The organism is Salicibibacter cibi, assembly GCF_016495865.1.
Taxonomy (GTDB): Bacteria; Bacillota; Bacilli; order Bacillales; family Marinococcaceae; genus Salicibibacter; species Salicibibacter cibi.
Genome location: NZ_CP054706.1, coordinates 3086400 through 3105589, shown reverse-complemented (window position 1 = coordinate 3105589; position 19190 = coordinate 3086400). Strand labels below are relative to the sequence as shown.

The 19190-nt window shown below is 46.6% G+C and carries 21 protein-coding genes; 19 read left to right on the top strand and 2 right to left on the bottom strand.

Features of this window, described 5'->3' with window-relative positions; genetic code table 11:
• The first annotated feature begins 137 nt into the window (after positions 1–137).
• The 6 genes from HUG20_RS15385 (at position 138) to HUG20_RS15360 (ending at position 7865) form a co-directional block, all read left to right on the top strand.
• On the top strand, positions 138–1862 hold the full coding sequence (locus HUG20_RS15385) for a septation ring formation regulator EzrA (RefSeq protein WP_200085575.1): 1725 nt from the start codon (positions 138–140) through the stop codon (positions 1860–1862).
• A gap of 415 nt (positions 1863–2277) precedes the next feature.
• Positions 2278–3429, top strand: coding sequence for a cysteine desulfurase family protein (locus HUG20_RS15380; protein WP_200085574.1), 1152 nt, complete (start codon positions 2278–2280; stop codon positions 3427–3429).
• Positions 3426–4628, top strand: a complete 1203-nt coding sequence (gene thiI / locus HUG20_RS15375) for a tRNA uracil 4-sulfurtransferase ThiI (protein WP_200085573.1) — start codon at positions 3426–3428, stop codon at positions 4626–4628. Before HUG20_RS15380 ends, thiI begins: the two co-directional genes overlap by 4 nt.
• Positions 4629–4767: 139 nt before the next feature.
• Entirely contained in the window at positions 4768–6243 is a 1476-nt protein-coding gene (locus tag HUG20_RS15370; protein ID WP_200085572.1) for an amidohydrolase, read from the top strand.
• A gap of 42 nt (positions 6244–6285) precedes the next feature.
• Positions 6286–7299 carry a signal peptide peptidase SppA gene (gene sppA / locus HUG20_RS15365; protein WP_200085571.1) on the top strand — a complete coding sequence of 338 codons (1014 nt, stop codon included), beginning with the start codon at positions 6286–6288 and terminating at the stop codon, positions 7297–7299.
• 14 nt (positions 7300–7313) lie between these two features.
• On the top strand, positions 7314–7865 hold the full coding sequence (locus HUG20_RS15360; protein ID WP_246476441.1) for an RDD family protein: 552 nt from the start codon (positions 7314–7316) through the stop codon (positions 7863–7865).
• Positions 7866–7915: 50 nt separating this feature from the next.
• Here HUG20_RS15360 and HUG20_RS15355 read toward each other — a convergent pair whose 3' ends face one another.
• Entirely contained in the window at positions 7916–8194 is a 279-nt protein-coding gene (locus tag HUG20_RS15355) for a YgaP family membrane protein (RefSeq protein ID WP_200085570.1), read from the bottom strand.
• Positions 8195–8447: 253 nt separating this feature from the next.
• Here HUG20_RS15355 and HUG20_RS15350 point away from each other — a divergent pair, with 253 nt between their 5' ends.
• From HUG20_RS15350 to HUG20_RS19620, 9 genes are all read left to right on the top strand, one after another.
• The gene (locus tag HUG20_RS15350) at positions 8448–9020 is read left to right on the top strand and encodes a DUF2953 domain-containing protein (RefSeq protein WP_200085569.1); all 573 of its coding nucleotides are present in this window, start codon (positions 8448–8450) and stop codon (positions 9018–9020) included.
• Between the two features lie 5 nt (positions 9021–9025).
• A complete protein-coding gene (ytfJ, locus tag HUG20_RS15345; RefSeq protein WP_200085568.1) occupies positions 9026–9460 on the top strand; it encodes a GerW family sporulation protein in 435 nt (144 codons plus the stop codon).
• 91 nt (positions 9461–9551) lie between these two features.
• Entirely contained in the window at positions 9552–10052 is a 501-nt protein-coding gene (tpx, locus tag HUG20_RS15340; protein ID WP_200085567.1) for a thiol peroxidase, read from the top strand.
• Between the two features lie 192 nt (positions 10053–10244).
• Complete coding sequence (locus HUG20_RS15335) at positions 10245–11243, top strand: class I SAM-dependent methyltransferase (RefSeq protein ID WP_200085566.1); 999 nt, start codon at positions 10245–10247, stop codon at positions 11241–11243.
• 16 nt (positions 11244–11259) lie between these two features.
• Positions 11260–12108 carry an EcsC family protein gene (locus tag HUG20_RS15330; RefSeq protein ID WP_200085565.1) on the top strand — a complete coding sequence of 283 codons (849 nt, stop codon included), beginning with the start codon at positions 11260–11262 and terminating at the stop codon, positions 12106–12108.
• 349 nt (positions 12109–12457) lie between these two features.
• Entirely contained in the window at positions 12458–13663 is a 1206-nt protein-coding gene (locus HUG20_RS15325; RefSeq protein ID WP_200085564.1) for an argininosuccinate synthase, read from the top strand.
• A complete protein-coding gene (gene argH / locus HUG20_RS15320; protein WP_200085563.1) occupies positions 13660–15042 on the top strand; it encodes an argininosuccinate lyase in 1383 nt (460 codons plus the stop codon). Before HUG20_RS15325 ends, argH begins: the two co-directional genes overlap by 4 nt.
• 268 nt (positions 15043–15310) lie before the next feature.
• Positions 15311–16381 carry a flagellin N-terminal helical domain-containing protein gene (locus HUG20_RS15315; RefSeq protein ID WP_200085562.1) on the top strand — a complete coding sequence of 357 codons (1071 nt, stop codon included), beginning with the start codon at positions 15311–15313 and terminating at the stop codon, positions 16379–16381.
• Between the two features lie 185 nt (positions 16382–16566).
• The gene (locus HUG20_RS19620; RefSeq protein WP_281392434.1) at positions 16567–16701 is read left to right on the top strand and encodes a hypothetical protein; all 135 of its coding nucleotides are present in this window, start codon (positions 16567–16569) and stop codon (positions 16699–16701) included.
• 102 nt (positions 16702–16803) lie between these two features.
• Here HUG20_RS19620 and HUG20_RS15310 read toward each other — a convergent pair whose 3' ends face one another.
• The gene (locus HUG20_RS15310; RefSeq protein ID WP_200085561.1) at positions 16804–17280 is read right to left on the bottom strand and encodes a universal stress protein; all 477 of its coding nucleotides are present in this window, start codon (positions 17278–17280) and stop codon (positions 16804–16806) included.
• A gap of 78 nt (positions 17281–17358) precedes the next feature.
• Here HUG20_RS15310 and HUG20_RS15305 point away from each other — a divergent pair, with 78 nt between their 5' ends.
• The 4 genes from HUG20_RS15305 (at position 17359) to HUG20_RS15290 (ending at position 19178) form a co-directional block, all read left to right on the top strand.
• A complete protein-coding gene (locus HUG20_RS15305; RefSeq protein WP_200085560.1) occupies positions 17359–17505 on the top strand; it encodes a hypothetical protein in 147 nt (48 codons plus the stop codon).
• 146 nt (positions 17506–17651) lie between these two features.
• Positions 17652–17936 (top strand): hypothetical protein, encoded by a 285-nt coding sequence (locus HUG20_RS15300; protein ID WP_200085559.1) that lies wholly within the window; start codon positions 17652–17654, stop codon positions 17934–17936.
• A 43-nt stretch (positions 17937–17979) separates the two neighbouring features.
• Positions 17980–18744, top strand: coding sequence for an SDR family oxidoreductase (locus tag HUG20_RS15295; RefSeq protein ID WP_200085558.1), 765 nt, complete (start codon positions 17980–17982; stop codon positions 18742–18744).
• 41 nt (positions 18745–18785) lie between these two features.
• Positions 18786–19178, top strand: a complete 393-nt coding sequence (locus HUG20_RS15290) for a hypothetical protein (RefSeq protein ID WP_200085557.1) — start codon at positions 18786–18788, stop codon at positions 19176–19178.
• Positions 19179–19190: the final 12 nt, after the last annotated feature.

Below are 19190 nucleotides of genomic sequence, written 5' to 3'. Positions count from 1 at the left end.
ATTCTTCTCCATTCCATGTTATCATAGAAAAAATGACACATTTTCCTACGAAATTAAAGGTTTTTGCTTTCCTATGGCGAAAAATAAATATAAAATGGTGATAACTTGGAAGCTACGGATAACTGGAGTGAAGCATAATGGTGTACGTTTTCATCGGAATCGTGGTAGCCATTGCTTTAGTGGTTGCATACGGCGTATTTAATCGACGACAAATCTATCAAAGTGTTGACAATCTCGATCAACGAAAAAGCCAGATGATGAGCGAACCTGTAGCTGATGAAATCAGCCGGGTAAAAGGATTGACCATTTCCGGGGAAACGGAAGAAAAATTTGAAAGATGGCGTGAGACATGGGATGAAATTGCTGATGAACGCTTGCCGGAAATAGAAATGTCCTTGTTTAATATCGAAGAAATCGCAAATAAGTATCAATTTCGCAGTGCAAAAGACAAACTCGTAGAAGTTGACCATCATTTAAATGCGATTGAAGAAGATATTTCAACGATCCGACAAGAAGTTGAACAACTCGTCAACAGTGAAGAAAAGAATCGTGAGGAGATCGACAGGGTCACCGAAAAATATAAGGAAGTTCGATCTTTACTTTCCCGCCAATGGCGATCGTTAGGCGAAGCCGCCCCTCTTTTGGAAGAAAAAGTGAAAAAATCCCGGGAGGAACTGGAGGCGTACGACGAAGAGACGAAAAGCGGAAATTACATGCGTGCACGCGAACGCTTGTTATTTTTACAAGAAACGTTAGAAGAAATACATGATCAAATCGAAAACGTGCCCAAACTTTTGGGTGAAATCGACCGTGGGATTCCGGAGCAAGTGAGGGAATTGCGTTCGAATATACGTGAAATGGAAGAGAATGCGTTTTCTTTTGGACATTTTGCTGTTTATGAAGATCTTGATGAAATCGACGCAACGTTAACCTACTTGAAAGAAAATGTTTCTGCGTTGGAATTGGCAGATGTGGAAGAGAAACTTGAGCAAATCAAGGAAACTCTCGCGCAAAATGTCGCTTTATTGGAACGGGAAAAAGAAGCGAAGCACGAAGTGGAAAATGGCTTAGAGTCTTTAAAAGCACGCCATGAGGCTCTTATTCACCTACTTGCCGAGTTAGAAAACGAACGCAAGGTTGTGGAAATAAGCTACCAACTGCCCGAGGAAGATAAATCGAAAGTTGAGTCGATACAAAAAGAAGTTGCAGATGTTGGTAAAGAGGAACAGGCATTTGAAGATTTACATGTGAATCAAAAACAATCCTATGCTGATTTACGAGAGAAACTGGAAAATTTGAATTTTCGAATGGGCGAGATTGAGGATAGCATAAATGAATCGTTGGAGCGGCTGCAAGAAATACGCGGTGATGAAACACGCGCGGTAGAACAATTAAAAGAATTGCGCGTATGGATGATGGAAACCCAGTTTAAGTTGCAAAAAAGTCAGCTTCCGGCGATTCCGGAAATGCTTGTTGACCATCTTGACTATGCAGGGAAAGAACTGGAAAAAGCTACGGCTATGCTGGAAACGACACCCCTGGATATGAGAAGCATTCAAGAGGCGCTTGAACAAAGCCGTCAAGGAATTGAGCAAGCATCCCATACGCTTAGCGCAACGATCGATCAAGCCAATTGGGCCGAGCGATTGTTGCAATTTGGCAATCGGTATCGCAATCAATTTGCGAAGTTGCAACCGATCCTTAACGACGCGGAATGGCAATTCAGAAATGGTTATTATGAGGATGCTATAAATGATACGACGAGGGCTTTGGAGCGTCTTGTACCGTACGCATTCAGTAATCTTCAAACGGAATGGGACAAACGGAGCCAACGGCAAGTGGCTTTGGATTCAGTCAAATAATGGGGAAGGAAAAAGCAACTGGAAAGCAAACGGATCACCCGTGTTCGGCGGGGTTAGCCCGCGCTTTCCGGTGTTGATTTTTTGAGCTGCCGTCTCTAGATGCGGAAGGCTCATTTTTTTCTCCTTTAAGAATGTTTAACTTAGGGATTGCTGAACAACATGCAGCTATCAGCTGAAGCCGGGATGCCGCTTCCATGGTTCGCTTTCTGCGGACGAACGGTCAAGCCTCCTCGCGTTAGTCAGCAGTCACTAACTTAGGTAAAGGATTAAAGGATAAGTAAAACTAAGGCTTCCACTATAAAGACTTGGCGGAGGCCAAGTTTTACTAAGATAAGTTCCATTTCATCAAGTATGCGACGGTATGCTATAATAAAATGCCGTATGACCGAAAGTAAGCAATGTGAGGGATTGAATCATGATTTATTTGGATAATAGCGCGACGAGCTTGCCTTTCGATGAAGTGCTGGATACGTATCAAAAAACCGCGATTCGCCATTTCGGCAATCCGTCTTCATTGCATGATTACGGATCAGATGCGGAACAATTATTACGGAAAGCCAGGCAGTCGATCGCGAACATACTGAATATAGATACCGGAGAAATGACGTTCACCTCGGGAGGTACCGAAGGGAACAATCTAGCGATTAAGGGAGCCGCTTATGCCCGCCGCGGGCGCGGCAACCATATCATCACGAGTACCGTTGAGCACCCATCGGTGCTGGAAACGTGTCGTTATTTGGAAAACCACGGATTCGAAGTCACCTACCTTCCGGTGGATCGGGAAGGTCGTGTACACCTTCAAGATGTAAAAGAAGCCATCCGAGAGACAACCATTCTCGTCTCTATCATGCATGTAAATCATGAAACCGGGGCAATACAGCCGATAGAAAAAATTGGGGATTACCTGAAGAGTCAAGAAAAGATTCGCTTTCACGTGGATCACGTTCAAGGTGCGGCGAAAGTGCCGCTGCAATTAAAAAACAACGGCATTGATCTTTGCACATTCTCGGCCCATAAAATTCACGGCCTTAAAGGCACCGGCTTGGTTTATATCCGTAATGGGGTCCAGGTCGAGCCTTTATTTCATGGGGGTGGCCAGGAACAAAACGTGCGCTCGGGAACGGAAAATCTTCCCGGAATCGTGGCATTTGCAAAAGCGTTGCGCTTATCCTTCGAGCAATATCAGGATGCTAAATCCACGTTGGAAAAAAACAAAAAAGCACTAATGCAAGCATGTCGAGAGCGTGAGGGGATAGCTGTCAACACCCCGGACAAAGCCAGTGCCCCTCATATTGTGAACGTTTCTGTGCTCGGCACCCGTCCGGAAATTGTGATTCAGGCGCTTACGAAGAAGAACATCCATGTATCGTCAAAGTCCGCCTGTGCGTCCCGTTTGCAAACGGCAAGTGAAGTGCTCGCCGCCCAATTTGGCCATGAAGAACGGGCGGAAACAGGGCTTCGTTTCAGCTTTTCTCATGAAACGAAGGAAGTGGACATTCGTCAACTCCTATCAGCTCTTGACGAAATAGTACCGGAAATCCGCCGCGTGAATGAGGTGAAAGGATGAAAGTGGACCATATTCTTGTGCGATACAGTGAAATCGCCCTGAAAGGCAAAAACCGTGCAGATTTTGAACGGATGTTAAAAGGAAACATTAACCGTGCGCTTGCTGCTTTTCCTGGGGCGAAAGCGAGACGTACGACCGGAAGGTTAGTCGTGGACACCCATGATGAAGACGCAGAAGCCATCATGGGAAAATTACAGCGTATTTTTGGCATCTCTTCCTTGTCATATGCACGAAAAACAAGCCATGAATTGTTGGATATTCAGGCAACCGCGTTACGTGTTCTGCAAGATCAGCCGGATGCGAAAACGTTCAAAGTGAGCGCGCGTCGTTCCTTTAAATCTTTTCCCATCCGTTCGCAGCAGTTGAATCACGAAATTGGAGGCTACGTGTTGACAAACACGGCGGATATCACGGTCGATGTTCACCACCCGGATGTGGAATTGCTCGTGGAAGTGCGTGAACACGGGACGTATATTAGCGCCGGAAAAATCCAGGGGCCGGGCGGATTACCCGTCGGTTCATCGGACAAAGTAATGCTTATGCTTTCCGGAGGAATTGATAGTCCGGTAGCAGGCTATCTGGCGTTAAAACGCGGCGCAGAATTAGAAGCCGTGCATTTTCACAGTCCGCCGTTCACGAACGAACGCGCGAAACAGAAAGTGATTGACTTAAGCCGTATTCTCGCCGGGTATGGAACGACAATCCGCCTACATGTGATTCCGTTTACGGAAATACAGCAACATATTCACAAAGAAGTGGCGACCAATTACGAAATGACGATCATGCGGCGGATGATGATGCGGATCAGTGAACGGGTGGCGAGAGAACGGGAGGCGCTCGCCCTCGTAAATGGGGAAAGTCTTGGACAAGTTTCGTCGCAGACGCTCGCGAGTATGCATACCATCGAAGAAGTCGCCAATTTGCCGGTTTTGCGCCCGCTGATCACGATGGACAAAATTGAAGTGACGGATATCGCCGAGCGAATAGGAACGTTTGAAACTTCGATATTGCCTTATGAAGACTGTTGCACCATTTTCTTGCCGGCAGCGTCGAAAACAAAACCGAAAAGGGAAAAAGCCAATTTCTACGAGTCATTTTTAGACATGGACGAGATGTTGGAAAAAGCCGTATCAAATCGGGAGACGTTAACGATTGACGCGAACGAGCCCTTGCGTCCGGCGTTCGAGGAATTGCTTTAAAAGGTTGTACAAAAAAAGTCCGGGAAAGCCCCCACCTCTCATCTCCCGTTTCTGACCTCTATAATTGCATTTCAGGCATCTGTTTGGGAAAATAAGACGTGACAACCTAATGGGTTCATATGGGAGACAGGGGGCATCAATGGGGACGCTATGGTATAACGGTATCATTCGTACGATGGAGCATGCGCGTGCACGTGCCGAAGCTGTTTTCACCGAAAATGGCTGTATTGTGGACGTCGGTGAATTGCAATCGCTTGAAAAAACTTACAAGCCTCGCATTTTATCGAATGTCGATTTACAAGGAGCCACGATGTTCCCGGGATTCGTAGACAGCCACGCGCATATGATGGGTTTCGGCCAAAACTTATTGCGTTTGAACCTCTCATCGGTAACGAGCAGCAGTCAACTTTTGCGAGCGTTGGAAAACGAAGCAACGACGTTGGAAGATAGGGAATGGCTTATTGGGGAAGGATGGAACGAAAATAATTTTTCGGATCAGCATATGATCCGAAAAAAAGAATTGGATGAACGTTTTCCGGAACGCCCTGTTATGCTCACACGTATATGCAGGCACGCGATGATTGTAAACAGCAAAGCACTACAGCTGGCAGGTCTTGATCGCTCAACCCCGGATCCGTCGGGTGGGGTGATCGCCAAAGATGAAAGGGGAGAATTGACCGGGCTCCTATTGGATGAGGCACAGGACTTCATTCAACGTGTCGCGCCCGCTCCCACAGAACCCGCGTTGGAAAAGGCATTAACAGTCGCGTTTGACCATATGATTCAAACAGGCCTTACCGGCGTACATACGGAGGACCTTGCTTATTATGGCAGTTTTTCACGTGTGCTGGGCGCTTATCGAAAAACATTTGCCGATGGTTCATTGGGCAGCCATTCCGCTTGGTTATTGGAGCCGTACACCGATGAGCCGAAAAACAATGGGGTGGCGATTTATTCACCGGAAGCGTTAAAAGCTGTTGTGAAGCGCATTCGCAAGAAGGAAATGACAGTTGCCGTCCATGTGATCGGAGACGCGGCTTTGGCGCACACCCTTGATGCCATTGAAACTTATCCGCCGCCGGAAGGAAAAAAAGATCGGCTAATCCACGTGCAGATTGCGAACAAATCGTTAATCCGGCGAATGCAGCAATTGGCGGTGGTGCTTGATTTGCAACCGCGTTTTGCCGTTTCTGATTTCCCGTGGGTAAAAAAACTTTTGGGCAGAGAACGGCTCTCTTACTCTTATGCATGGAAGACGTTATTGCAACATGGTCTTGCGTGCGCCGGCGGATCGGATGCTCCGATTGAACCTCCCGCCCCGTTACTAGGTTTACACGCGGCGATGACGCGCCGCAAACCGGAAGAAACGCATGCAGGCTTTCTTCCGGACGAGAAACTATCCGCATTTGAGGCCGTGCAGTTATATACGCAGGGAAGCGCGAAAGCAAGCGGGAATGACGCCCATTACGGATGGATCATCCCTGGGTATCGTGCGGATTTTACCGTGCTGGACGGTGATCCGCTTTCAATGGAAGACCCTGATGAACTATTGCAGATGAAGGCTTTATACACGATTGTTGATGAAAGCATTATGTACGAACATGAAACAGTTTAAAGGATGAGAATAAAGCCGATTTTTCTAAAAGAGAGGGATTGTATGAATGTAAAACGTTGGGTGGCGCTGGTTGTAGCCGTCGCTGTCGTAGGGGTTTCATTAATGTTTAATCTGTTTGCAACAATTGTAAGTACTGATTTCGATCAGGCAATTGAAGGTGCAGGCTTGGAAGAGCCTTTCATGGAAGAAGTGATGGAGCAAGGGACCGATGGTCGAATTGTGGTGATTGAATTAGACGGGGTGATCCAGGATATGGGCGAAGAATCACCACTGATGAGCGCCGGGTATAACCACCAACAAATTCTTGATATGTTTGACAACGCGATGGAAGATCCGACGGTCGATGGCATTGTTCTCGATGTGGACAGCCCCGGCGGCGGTCTTATTGAAAGCGAAGAAGTCCATGATAAAGTGGTAGAAGCCCAGGAAGAGTATGATAAGGCCGTATATTCATCCATGGGTGGAATGGCGGCTTCCGGTGGTTACTATGTGTCAGCGCCGGCGGATTATATTGCTGCTCATCCATCTACATTAACCGGATCGATCGGTGTTGTATTGTCCGGTGGCATCGGAGGTTTGAACTTTTCCGAGTTGCTGGAAGACTTAGGCGTTGAAGATAATACCATTACAACCGGGCCTTATAAAGACATCTTGAGCGGAACACGAGAGATGGAAGACGATGAAGAAGAAATATTGCAAGAGATGGCCGATGAAATGTTGGATGAATTTGTTGACGTTATTGTTGAAGGGCGAGAGATGCCGGAGGATACCGTGAGAGACTTGGCGGATGGCCGTATCTATACCGGAAATCAAGCGTTGGACAACGGATTGATTGACGGTCTAGGCGGTCTTGACGATACGATTGTTACGATGGAAGAAAATCTTGGTCTCAGCAATCCGGAAGTTGTGCGTTACCAATCGCAAATGGGAGGATTTAGTTCGCTGTTTGGCGGTGCAATGCAACAGCTTACCGATGATTCCAATGAACTATCCGAGCTGATAACGGCACTTCAACAAGAAAATTCACCGAGGTTAATGTATTTATATGAGCAGTAAAGGAGGGGTGTACTTTGGACATACCTTATAATGAAAAAGAAGAAAGGTTTGGAGGCCATCAAACTCAAAACGAAGGCGAAACCATGCAGAACAAAACGTCTCATTCCGTTGAAGTGAGCATGTATGCCGGTTTTTGGATGCGTGTTTGGGCTTACTTGGTGGACCTGCTTATCGTCTTTTCTCTGAATGCTTTGTTTATCAGACCGATTTTCATGTTCCTCGATGCCTCTCCGACGTTATTTTTTGGAATTACGGTTGTCGGCCTTCTTACTTCCGTTGTCGCCTATGTTTATTTCGGCATCATGACGAAATTGGTCGGGCAGACCCTCGGAAAAATGATTTTTGGCTTGCGTGTGCAACGAGAAGACGGCGGTCCGTTAACGTGGGGAGACGTGTTCTTTCGAGAAGTCGCGGGGCGCATGATCCATCGCGTCCTCGGTTTTACAAACCTGATGTACATCCTTGTCGGTCTACATCCGCAAAAAGCAGGCGTTCATGATCTGCTTGCCGACACACGGGTTGTTCTTGACCGACGCAAAAACAAGAATGACCATGATGATGAGTAACAAAAGAGAACCGCATCCTAACCGAGGATGCGGTTTTTTCATCTAAAGTGTTAATGAGAACGGGTGAGTGCTTGCACATTTTCGCCCGAAGATGGGGATGGATCGTTACGGTTACGTGACAACCATTTCTCGCTGTTCACATTTAACATGCCCATGACCGGGCAATAACGCGTGATTCCTTCCGCGACTTTCATTGCCGAATAAATCGAAACGAGCATAGGCATTGTCCGGTCATAGTGTTTGGACATTTTTGAGGTACTCCAAGCCAAGCCCGTTAAACCGCAAGTGATGCGCATGATTGCATCGAGTGTTCCCACATTCTTCTTCATGGTTTTCAACCCCTTTTTTCTCTAATATTTACTACGCCTCTTTAGCTTCCCGCATGTTGCCATCCTACATACAGGATACCTATTCCTATTATGCGTTTAGCCCCTTCGAGAGATGCCCATACTGACAATGGTGATTGCTATGATTTGGGTTCTTTTTGGACTCCTCATTGTCCTGCTGTTGATTTTGTGTCTTTTTATCCGTGTTAGGGTTCACGTAAGCTATACCCAACAGGGGCGGAACAACGAAGGGACCTTGACGATATCCGTTCTCCGGGGACTCATCAAAAAGCGGTGGGACATCCCTGCGATAAAAATGGATGATGATTCTTTTTCCGTTGATTATGACGTACAAACCTCCGGCGCATTCAGTAAGAAAAAAACGAAGAAGTCAGAAAAGCAGGGCACGCCGACGGATGTGGAAAAACAGAAGGAAACGGTGCAGTCCACCTTGGACCGTGTCACAGGTTTTACGACAATTGCCCGACGCTTTCTGAAAAACATCCGTGTGCACGAATTTCGATGGGAGTCCGTTCTCGGTACCGGTGATGCCGCAACTACAGGCACCATATCCGGATTTGCCTGGACGGGGAAATCAGCGGTTTTTGCGCTCATTGCAAAGTTGATGACGGTCAAACATTTGCCCCATTTAAACGTAACGCCTGTCTTTCAAGTAGCTTTTTTTCGCACCTCTCTATCCTGTATAGTATCGTTTTCTGTCGGGAACGCTATGCGTGGATTGATCCGGGTTTTGATTCATGTCCGTAAAGGAAAAAAACAAACTCCTAAACATAACCCTCAGGATCGAAATGTATCGAAGGAGGCATAACGTTTATGTCAGAACATCCGATTCAAGGCTTAATGAAAACAGCGATGGAAAATATTAAAGAAATGGTTGATGTCAATACGATTATCGGCGATCCCGTCGAAACACCGGACGGTAGCGTCATCGTGCCTGTATCAAAAGTGGGATTCGGTTTTGCCGCCGGCGGAAGCCAAATCGTGACGGAACGAACAGAAGCCTACGACGATGAAGACAGTTACCCCTTTGGCGGGGGAAGTGGCGGGGGTGTTTCTATTACCCCGATTGCGTTCCTTATCGTCGGCACGGCCGGAGTGAAAATGATTCACCTTGATAACCAAGCCCATTTTTATGAGAAACTGCTCGAACTTGCACCGCAAGTCGTTGAGAAAATAAAACAGCTGATTCGTGATGATCATCATGAGCCACCTCAAGCCGATGATCGACACTATCCGCATATCGATTAACTGATGGACGTCTTTAGCCGGGTTGTTTTTCTTTTGCCAAAAAAGGGTACAGCTTTGAGGAAAGAAAAGAACCTGAGGAGGCGAACTAATCATGGCAAACGTAACATTCAATGGGAATCCCGTGACATTAATCGGGACAGAAGTGATAAAAGGAGATCAGGCACCGGATTTCCAAGCGCTCGATACGAGCATGCAAGCGCATCGTTTGGGGGATCATCAGGGGAAAGTCCGAGTTATTAGCGTGGTCCCTTCGGTTGATACAGGTGTTTGCGCCAAACAGACACGGCGATTTAACGAAGAGGCGGCAAAATTGGACAACGTTGAAGTGCTGACGATTAGCGCGGATTTACCGTTTGCGCAAAAACGGTGGTGTGCCGCAGAGGACATCGATAACCTCACCATGCTTTCGGACCACCGTGATTTCTCATTCGGAGAAGCATTCGGGATCGGCATCAAGGAAATGCGGCTGCTTGCAAGGGGCGTGTTCGTGCTCGATAGCAACGGGATGGTTACACACGCGGAATACGTGCCTGAAGTAACGGAACACCCAAATTATGATGCGGCTATTTCGGCAGCAAAAGAAACGAAATGAAGCAAACTTCTGGACGGCAAAGCCGATATTGTACCACGAAAGCAAGTATCCCACCCTATGAGGGATAGCCTTACCATCGTAAACGATGTAAAATCAGACGAACCTCAGCCTATGCTGGGGTATTTTTTCGATATAGGCGTTTTTTAATCATTGCCATTCTGTGGTAAAATAAAAGTCGTGAGGTGAGCGGGATTGGCAGAACAAACGAAGATTGAACAACTTTTTCATGCATTGGATGAAATGGCAATAACGATAAGCGAAGAACATACATATACATACTTGGATGCATTAGCGGAAGCGGGCGATATTTTATACCAAGGTGTTGTCGATCAACCTTTTTCCGAGTCTGTACAAGAAAAAATTAAGCGATTGTTGACGGGCGCTCCGAAAGGGGAATTGGATCGGGAAGTCGTGCGCAAAGCTTTCCAATTGGCGATCCTAAAAGGAATGAAGGAAAACGTCCAGCCCCATCATGCCATGACCCCGGATGGTGTCGCTTTCTTTGTCTCCTACTTGCTAAAAAAACTCATCGGCGAAGAACAAAACATTCGGTTGTTTGACCCGGCGATGGGTACCGCGAATTTGTTGACGGCTATTCTGAATGAAACAGATCAGGCGGAGGGAGCGATCGGTGCTGAAGTTGATGATGCGTTAGTCCGTATCGCATTTGCAATGGCAAATTTACAACGCCATTCTCTGCAGATTTTGCAAATGGATAGCGTCAGCCAACGGGGACTTCCCGAAGTTGATGTCATTGTATCGGATTTGCCCGTCGGCTATTATACACATGATGAGGTCGTTTCCGATTTTCAAACACACCCCGAAGAGGGGCGAATGCCTGCTGAATACGCAATCTTTGAAAATTCCTGGAGTGCACTTAAACAGAGCGGATTCGCCGTGTATTTGATTCCGAACACGATGTTTACGCGCGAAGGCGCGGAAGCTTTGCATCATTTTGTGAAAAAGGAAGCGGTAACGCTCGGCCTTTTGCAATTGCCGGAATCCATGTTTAAAAACGACCAATACGCCAAGAGCATTTGGCTGTTGCAAAAGAACGGTCCGGGTGTACAGGCTCCGCCACAAGCATTATTCGCTGAACTACCATCCTTTACGCGGGCGGAAGCGTTAAATGACATGATCAAGCGCATCAATGAATGGTTCGAACAGTTTTTTCATTCCAAAAACGGATAAAGGAGGACACGTCGTCATGCCATCGTCACCGGAGCAAATAGAAGAACGATTACATGCTATTCGCGAGTGGGAAGAGCGCTATTTTGAAGATCGGGAGATGGAAACATGGTCCGTGCAAGAGTTGCAAGCGGAAGCATTATCACGGTTGCCAAAAAAATGGCAGGAAAAAGTGATCGAAGGTGTTGATCGTTTTCTTTTTTATACACAGAGCATGATTTTAAATGCAAACGTGCAGCGGGAAGTTGAAGAACGTATTCTCGCGACGGCCCGTGTATTTCGGGACGATATTACAACCATAACGGACGTACGAAAATTGACGCTCGAACAAAATCAATTCATTCGTATGCAAATGGTGGCCAAACAGCGGCTGTTCGCTTTTGGCCAGGGAGGCATCACCGGGTTTGGCGGTCCGTTTTTACTTGCGGCAGACCTCCCGCTGCTTATGGCCATCAACTTGCGCACGGTGCAGTTATCCGCGCTCGCTTTTGGTTACGATATGCGTCACCCGGCGGAAATGATGATTGCCTTGAAAGTGTTTGAGGTCGGTTCCTCCCCTTCCTTTACTCAATTCCAAGGGTGGAAAGCGCTTGAGTCGGAGAAAGAGAATATTGTTGGCGCTTTTCCGGGCTTTTATAACGGAAGCGAACAAATTATCAATGAGGAATGGCTGCAGCAACCGCTTCGGCAAATCGGAAAATTGGCGATGATTTTTATGTTGCGGAAAAAACTCATCCAAGGCGTTCCTTTGATTGGCATTGCATACGGAGCGTATAGCAATTACCGATTGGCAAAACAAGTTTCTGACATCTCCGGTGTTTATTATGAAAAACGATATTTGCTGGAGCGTTGGCATGAACAAGGATAAGGTAGGATGTAACAGCCGTCTTATTTGTGATCACCATTTGACTAAAGATACATTTTTATCCCGGTAGTCAGCGCCCGTAAAACCCCCTCTTCAACCCCGTGAGCGAGAGTTAACGGGCGACTAACACCCCGATTGGTTCAACTAGTCATCAGAGGAACCCCAGCTCTGATGGAAGTTCCACTGTATAAAAAATTATGTATAAGTATTGAGTTTCGGCGAAAAGCATGATAAAGTTAAAAATAGAAATTACAGAGGAGTTTCCGTCCTCTTTTTTTTACACAACAATGCATAAAAATAACTAAAAAAGAATTTTTATTCGGTTCTATTACGATAAATTGGAGGAGATCGCATGAATAAAGAGAAAGTTGTCTTAGCTTATTCAGGTGGGCTGGACACATCCGTTGCCGTTCGTTGGTTGATGGATCAAGGGTATGAAGTCATCGCGGTTGGTTTGGATGTCGGGGAAGGAAAAGACTTGGAAACGGTGAAGCAGAAAGCGTTGGATGTAGGAGCGACCCAATCGTATACAGTTGATGCAAAAAAAGAATTCGCAGAAGAATACGTCTTGCCTGCCCTTCAAGCGCAAGCCATGTATGAGCAAAAGTATCCGCTTGTTTCCGCCCTTTCACGTCCGTTGATCGCGAAAAAACTCGTGGAGATTGCCGAGCAAACAGGTGCAGGCACAATTGCCCACGGCTGTACCGGAAAAGGAAACGACCAAGTCCGCTTTGAAGTTTCCATTCAAGCACTAAATCCGGATTTTGATGTCATTGCACCTGTGCGTGAGTGGGGTTGGTCCCGTGATGAAGAAATTGAATACGCAAAAAAACATAATATCCCGATTCCCATCGATCTCGATAACCCATATTCTATCGATGAAAACCTTTGGGGACGCAGCAATGAATGCGGTATTCTTGAAGATCCGTGGGCAACACCGCCGGAGGGCGCTTACGACTTAACGAATCCGCTTGAAAAAACACCGGATACGCCTGAGGTTATTGAAATCGACTTTGAGCAAGGCAAACCGGTTGCCGTCGATGGTGTCGCTTATGAACTCGACCAACTGATCATGCACTTGAATGAAAAAGCGGGCGCCCATGGCATTGGACGAATTGATCACGTGGAAAACCGCCTCGTCGGCATCAAATCCCGTGAGGTATATGAATGCCCGGGGGCGATGACGCTTTTAACCGCTCACAAGGAACTAGAAGATTTGACGCTGCCGCGTGAAATGGCTCATTTTAAACCGGTCGTATCGAAAGAATTGACAGAACTCATTTATAAAGGGCTCTGGTTCGCTTCTTTGCGACCGGCATTGGAAGCATTTATAAAAGAGTCTCAGAAAAGTGTCACCGGCAAGGTTCGCGTAAAACTGTTTAAAGGCCATGCCATTGTTGAGGGGCGCACTTCTCCATACACCCTTTATGATGAAAAATTGGCGACATACACGCCGGAAGATGAGTTTGACCACAATGCAGCCGTCGGTTTTATGCAATTATGGGGATTACCGACGAAAGTGCACAGCAAAGTCAATAAGAACGGTGTGGAAGTATGACGAAACTGTGGGGCGGTCGATTTACAAAAGAAGCGGAAGCCTGGGTTGATGAATTCGGCGCGTCGATCGGGTTTGACCAAAAACTCGTCGACCAGGATATTCGAGGGAGCATGGCACATGTGGCCATGCTCCGTTCTTGCAATATTATTAGCGAGGAAGAAGGACAAAAGATTCACGATGGCCTTGCCACGTTGGAAAAAAAAGCAGTAAACGGAGAGCTATCCTTTGATGTAAAATATGAAGATATTCATATGAACATCGAGAGATTGTTAACGGAAGAAATCGGCGAGGTTGCCGGAAAACTTCATACCGCTCGCAGTCGAAATGATCAAGTTGCAACAGATATGCATCTTTTTATGCGTGAAGAAACGGAAGCGATCATCGCGATGATTCGCGATTTCCAACGGGTGCTAGTGACCCGGGCTGAAGAACATACGGAAACGATGATCCCTGGGTATACCCATTTGCAACGAGCACAGCCTATATCCATAGGGCATCATTTGCTTGCGTATGTGGCGATGTTGGATCGTGATGCGGACAGGCTGAGTGACAGCTTGAAACGCGTGAACATCTCACCGCTCGGCGCCGGTGCGCTCGCAGGAACGACCTTCCCGATCGATCGTAGGCAAACGGCGGAAGCGTTAGGCTTTGAAGCGATCTATGAAAATAGCCTGGATGCGGTGAGCGATCGGGATTACCTGCTTGAATTTTTAAGTATCGCTTCTACGATTATGATGCATTTATCCCGGTTGTCTGAAGAAATCATCCTTTGGTCGAGCGAGGAATTCAGCTTTGTTGAACTTGACGATACATTTGCCACCGGAAGCAGCATTATGCCGCAAAAAAAGAACCCGGATATGGCAGAGCTCGTTCGGGGCAAAACAGGCCGTGTATATGGTAGTCTTGTAAGTTTGTTAACGACATTAAAAAGCTTGCCATTGGCCTATAACAAAGATATGCAAGAAGACAAGGAAGGCGTATTTGATGCGGTTATAACCGTCAAAGGTTCATTGAAGATTTTCACGGGGATGGTTGATTCAATGGTTGTCCATGAAAAAACAACCGCACAAGCCGTATCTTCGGATTTTTCCAATGCAACGGAACTCGCCGACTATCTTGCCACCAAAGGCATGCCGTTCAGGGAAGCCCATGAAGTGGTAGGGAAACTTGTCCTTCACTGTATTGAAAACGACATCGTCCTCGCCGAGTGTCCGCTTTCCGTCTTCCGAGAGGCGAGTGACCGCTTCGAGGAAGACATTTACGAAACGCTCGCCCCCTATCAAGTGGTGGCCCGCCGCAACAGCGAAGGAGGCACGGGCTTTACGCAAGTTCGCAAGGTCATTGACAGGTGGAAAGAACGATTGGCGATTGAAAAGTAGAAAAAGAGCCGCCTACATGTTGATGTAGGCGGCTCTTTTCGTGGAAAAGGTCTTTATTTAAATATCTATGATTTATATCAAAAACACTAAAAGAAAATCTAGTAATGCCGATATGAAGAGTGAGGCGATGCCCCTAAGAATTTACTGAGGAAGAGACTAAAGAAATCGGACACGCCATCAAGAGTGATACAGTCTCCTAAACAGGAGTTTGTATATAATAGGGAAAAAGGACGTTCCCTAAAAAATTTCCACGACGGAGGAGATCTATATGATCATTAATAACAACTTAAGCGCGATGAACGCCCATCGCCAATTGGGGATTAATCAAAACAATATGCAATCCTCAATGGAAAAATTGTCATCAGGGGAGCAGATTAACCGCGCCGGTGATGACGCAGCAGGGCTTTCGATTTCCGAGAAAATGCGGGCGCAGATTCGAGGGCTGGATCAAGCCAGCAATAATGCACAAGACGGGATTTCTTTAATCCAAACGGCAGAAGGAGCTTTGGATGAAACGCATCAAATTCTGCAACGAATGAGTGAGTTGGCCACTCAATCAGCCAATGACACAAACGAAGGACAAGATCGACAGGCGATACAAGACGAAGTCGATCAATTGGCAGAAGAAATTGATCGAATAGCAAGAGATACATCCTTTAATAATCAGGATTTATTGAATGGCGAATTCGAAGAGATGACCTTCCATATTGGGGCAAATGAAGGACAAGACATCAGCATAAGCATTGATAACATGGATGCCGAAAGCTTGGGTGTTGAAGGCGGAGAGCGCGTAATTGAGTTAGAAACAGATACGGACACCGTTCATGGCGTTGATGGTCAAGACGTTCTGGTAAATGAAAGGAACGGAGAAACTGTCGCTGTAGATGTTGATGGTAGCTGGTATAGCGAGAGCGATGTTGAAGCTATTGATGGAGATGATGGAGAAGAACTTGCTGTTATTGGTGATGCGGAACCATTAAATATTGATGAAGATGGAGATGGCGGCTATACAATGACGACGGGTTCTGAAGGAGCAGGTATTAATGTTTTAACCCAGGAGGATGCAAGCAGCGCGATTGATGACATTCAAACGGCCATCGATACTGTTTCTTCCGAGCGTTCCAACCTCGGTGCTGTGCAGAATCGGCTGGAACATACCATTTCAAATTTGGATAATGCTTCTGAGAATCTCCAGGCAGCAGAATCACGCATTAGAGACGTTGACATGGCTCGAGAAATGATGGAGTTCACACAGAACAATATTCTTTCAGAAGCATCTCAGTCCATGCTCGCACAAGCAAATCAGCAGCCGCAATCGGTTCTTCAGTTGCTTCAGTAATTTTGATAATAAAAAACCCCGGCTTCGGCTGGGGTTTTTTGTACAGCTTTCTTATATTAGGGACTGCTTAATAATGGAAAAAGACTGGCACATAAGCATTTGCCGTTGGTGTTGTCAAAGCTGGATGCAAGGAAATCCATCCTATAAGCAAAAAAACCCTTGCACTTCGGGCAATGTACGGAGGGATGGCGCTGCAATGGCGAGACTCCAGCGGAAAAACGGACGCGTCAAGCCCCCGCAGCGCCGGTTTTGCGCAAGGAGGCTTGACCGTTCGTCCGCGGAAAGCGAAGCCATGGAAGCGGCATCCCGGCTTCAGCTGATAGCTACAAGTTGTTCAGCAATCCCTATATTATAGATCTGTTATAGGCTACTTCCAGGATGATACAAGTGTTGCACTCAAATTGCCTTCCAACTTTCTTTGTTTATTCTTCCAACTGTCCGTCATCTTCGCTCGACAATTGCCGGTCCCATCTAACGATAAGTACATCACAAGGCGCGTGGCGCACAATTGCTTCGGATACACTGCCGATAACCATTCGTTCGACACGATTTGCGCCTGTCGCACCGGCCAATATCAGATCAATGTCATGGTTTGGCGCGATGTGCCGCGTGATGCGAACTTTCGGGGAGCCGAAATCCAATATGGTTTCCACGTTCGGAACGCCTTTTTCTAATGCTTTCTCTTTAAACCTGTTAAGCGTTTCATACCCTTGCTCTTCAGCTTTTTTGACGATTTGGCGATCGAAGCGTTCGATCGTTGCAAACGTCTTCGTATCGATCACTGTGGTAATGTACAAGGTTGCATTTTGATCTACGGCAAATTCACATGCTTGTTCAAAGGTGAAGCTTGATTCATTGGAACCATCGACCCCTACCAAAATTTTGTTGTAACGACGCATTTAATTTCCTCCTTCAAAGGTATAGTGCGGTGGATTAAGGGAAAAATAAATAAAAATATCTAGAAGTAGGTGTACCCGTTGAAGAAAGATTTTAAACGTGAAAATTCATTGAAAAAGAAAAAAGACGGGGACGAGATCGTCCATGAGCAGATGCTAAAAAGTTACCAGATTGCAAGTGACGACGAGAAGAAAGCACATGCAAAAGAAGAAAAGGACAAAGATTAGCAGGAATAGGGTGAAGTCAAAGTACAAACCATTTCTTAATCGAATATTGAGTCGGGCCATCTAATATAGGGACTGCTGAATAACGGAAAAAGACTGGCACATAAGCATTTTCCGTTGGCGTTGCCAAAACTGGATGCAAGGAAATCATGACGCAGCAATGGCGTAGACATCAAAACGGACGCGTCAAGCCCCCGCAGCGACGGTTTTGCGCGAGGAGGTTTGACCGTTCGTCCGCGGAAAGCGAAGCCATGGAAGTGACATCCCGGCTTCAGCTGATAGCTGCAAGTTGTTCAGCAATCCCTAATATAAGGTTTCGTTTTCCACTTTGTAATTCCCCAAACGGAGGGAATAGATATTTTCGCGTTTCCGGAAACAGTGCCTATATTTTGGGACTGTTGAAGAAAAAGCCTTCGATCTTTTATTCCGAATGAAAACGTAGTAAAATGAAAAGAAAGATAGCAGGAGGATCCGGAGATGAGGCACGCAATCGTTACGGCAGGTGCGAAAGGGCTTGGGCGCAAAGTGACCGAAGCCCTTTTGTATGAAGGATACACCGTTACGGTCAGTTACAGAAATGATGCGCAAGCGGTTCAACATTTGCGCGCCGCATTGGAGTTGGATGACACTCGCTTGCACGCGGTACAGGCCGATGTAACCGATCAAGGGGACATAGAGCGTTTATTCGCCGCCGCGATCCAACGATTCGGCCGTTTGGATGTATTGGTTAACAATGCAGGTCCGTACATATTTGAACGAAAAAAAATCCATGATTACCAGGCTGATGAATGGAAGGAAATGGTGAGCGGGAACTTAACGGCGATGTTCACGATGTTGCAACAAGCTTTGCCGCAAATGCGGAAGCAAAAATTCGGACGCATTATCGCTTATGGCTATCAAGATGTTGGCAATGCACCGGGGTGGCTGTATCGCGGAGCATTTGGGGCAGCAAAAGCTGGGTTGGCTTCTCTGATCAGGACCGTGGCCATTGAAGAAGCGGAGCATGGGATTACGGCGAATATGGTTTGTCCCGGGATGATTGTCGGAGAATGGAAAGAAAGCACGATTGCTGAAAGCAGGAAGCACCCAGACGCTCATACACCGGTGGGCCGTTCCGGAACAGGGGAGGATATCGCACGCACGGTGCTTTACTTTGCTGACGATGATGCGGATATGGTTACCGGCACGATTGTTGAAGTAACCGGAGGCGCCGATGTGATTCATCGCCGGAGGCATGAATAAAAATACGGAAACAGGTCACCTTAGATACTGAGGTGATCAGTGTGAAAAAGCTTCTTTTTATCGTGATGGCCGTGTTGCTTTTGCTAACTTCTTTTCTTGGCCAGGTTCGCGCCGATGAATTGATGGACATGTTCTCGATCCGGGTAACCATTGAAGCGGATGAAGAAGTGTATCAATGGAAGTATGATAGTCCCGATTATTATGAGTTCCAACATGGGGATCGGGTGTTGCGGGCTGAAGAAGCAAGAACGCAAGTGGACAACATGGCAGCGCTCATTAATGTCAATGAAAATGTAAAAGCAGAGACGTTGGCGGAACGGATCAAAGAAGAATTTCCGAAAATGGAAAGCATGGATATCCGTTGGCGAAACGGAGATAGCGAACTGTACACGTGGAGATGGAAGAAAAATGACCAACCGGTGGAAGAATCTTAAAGACTAATGCTT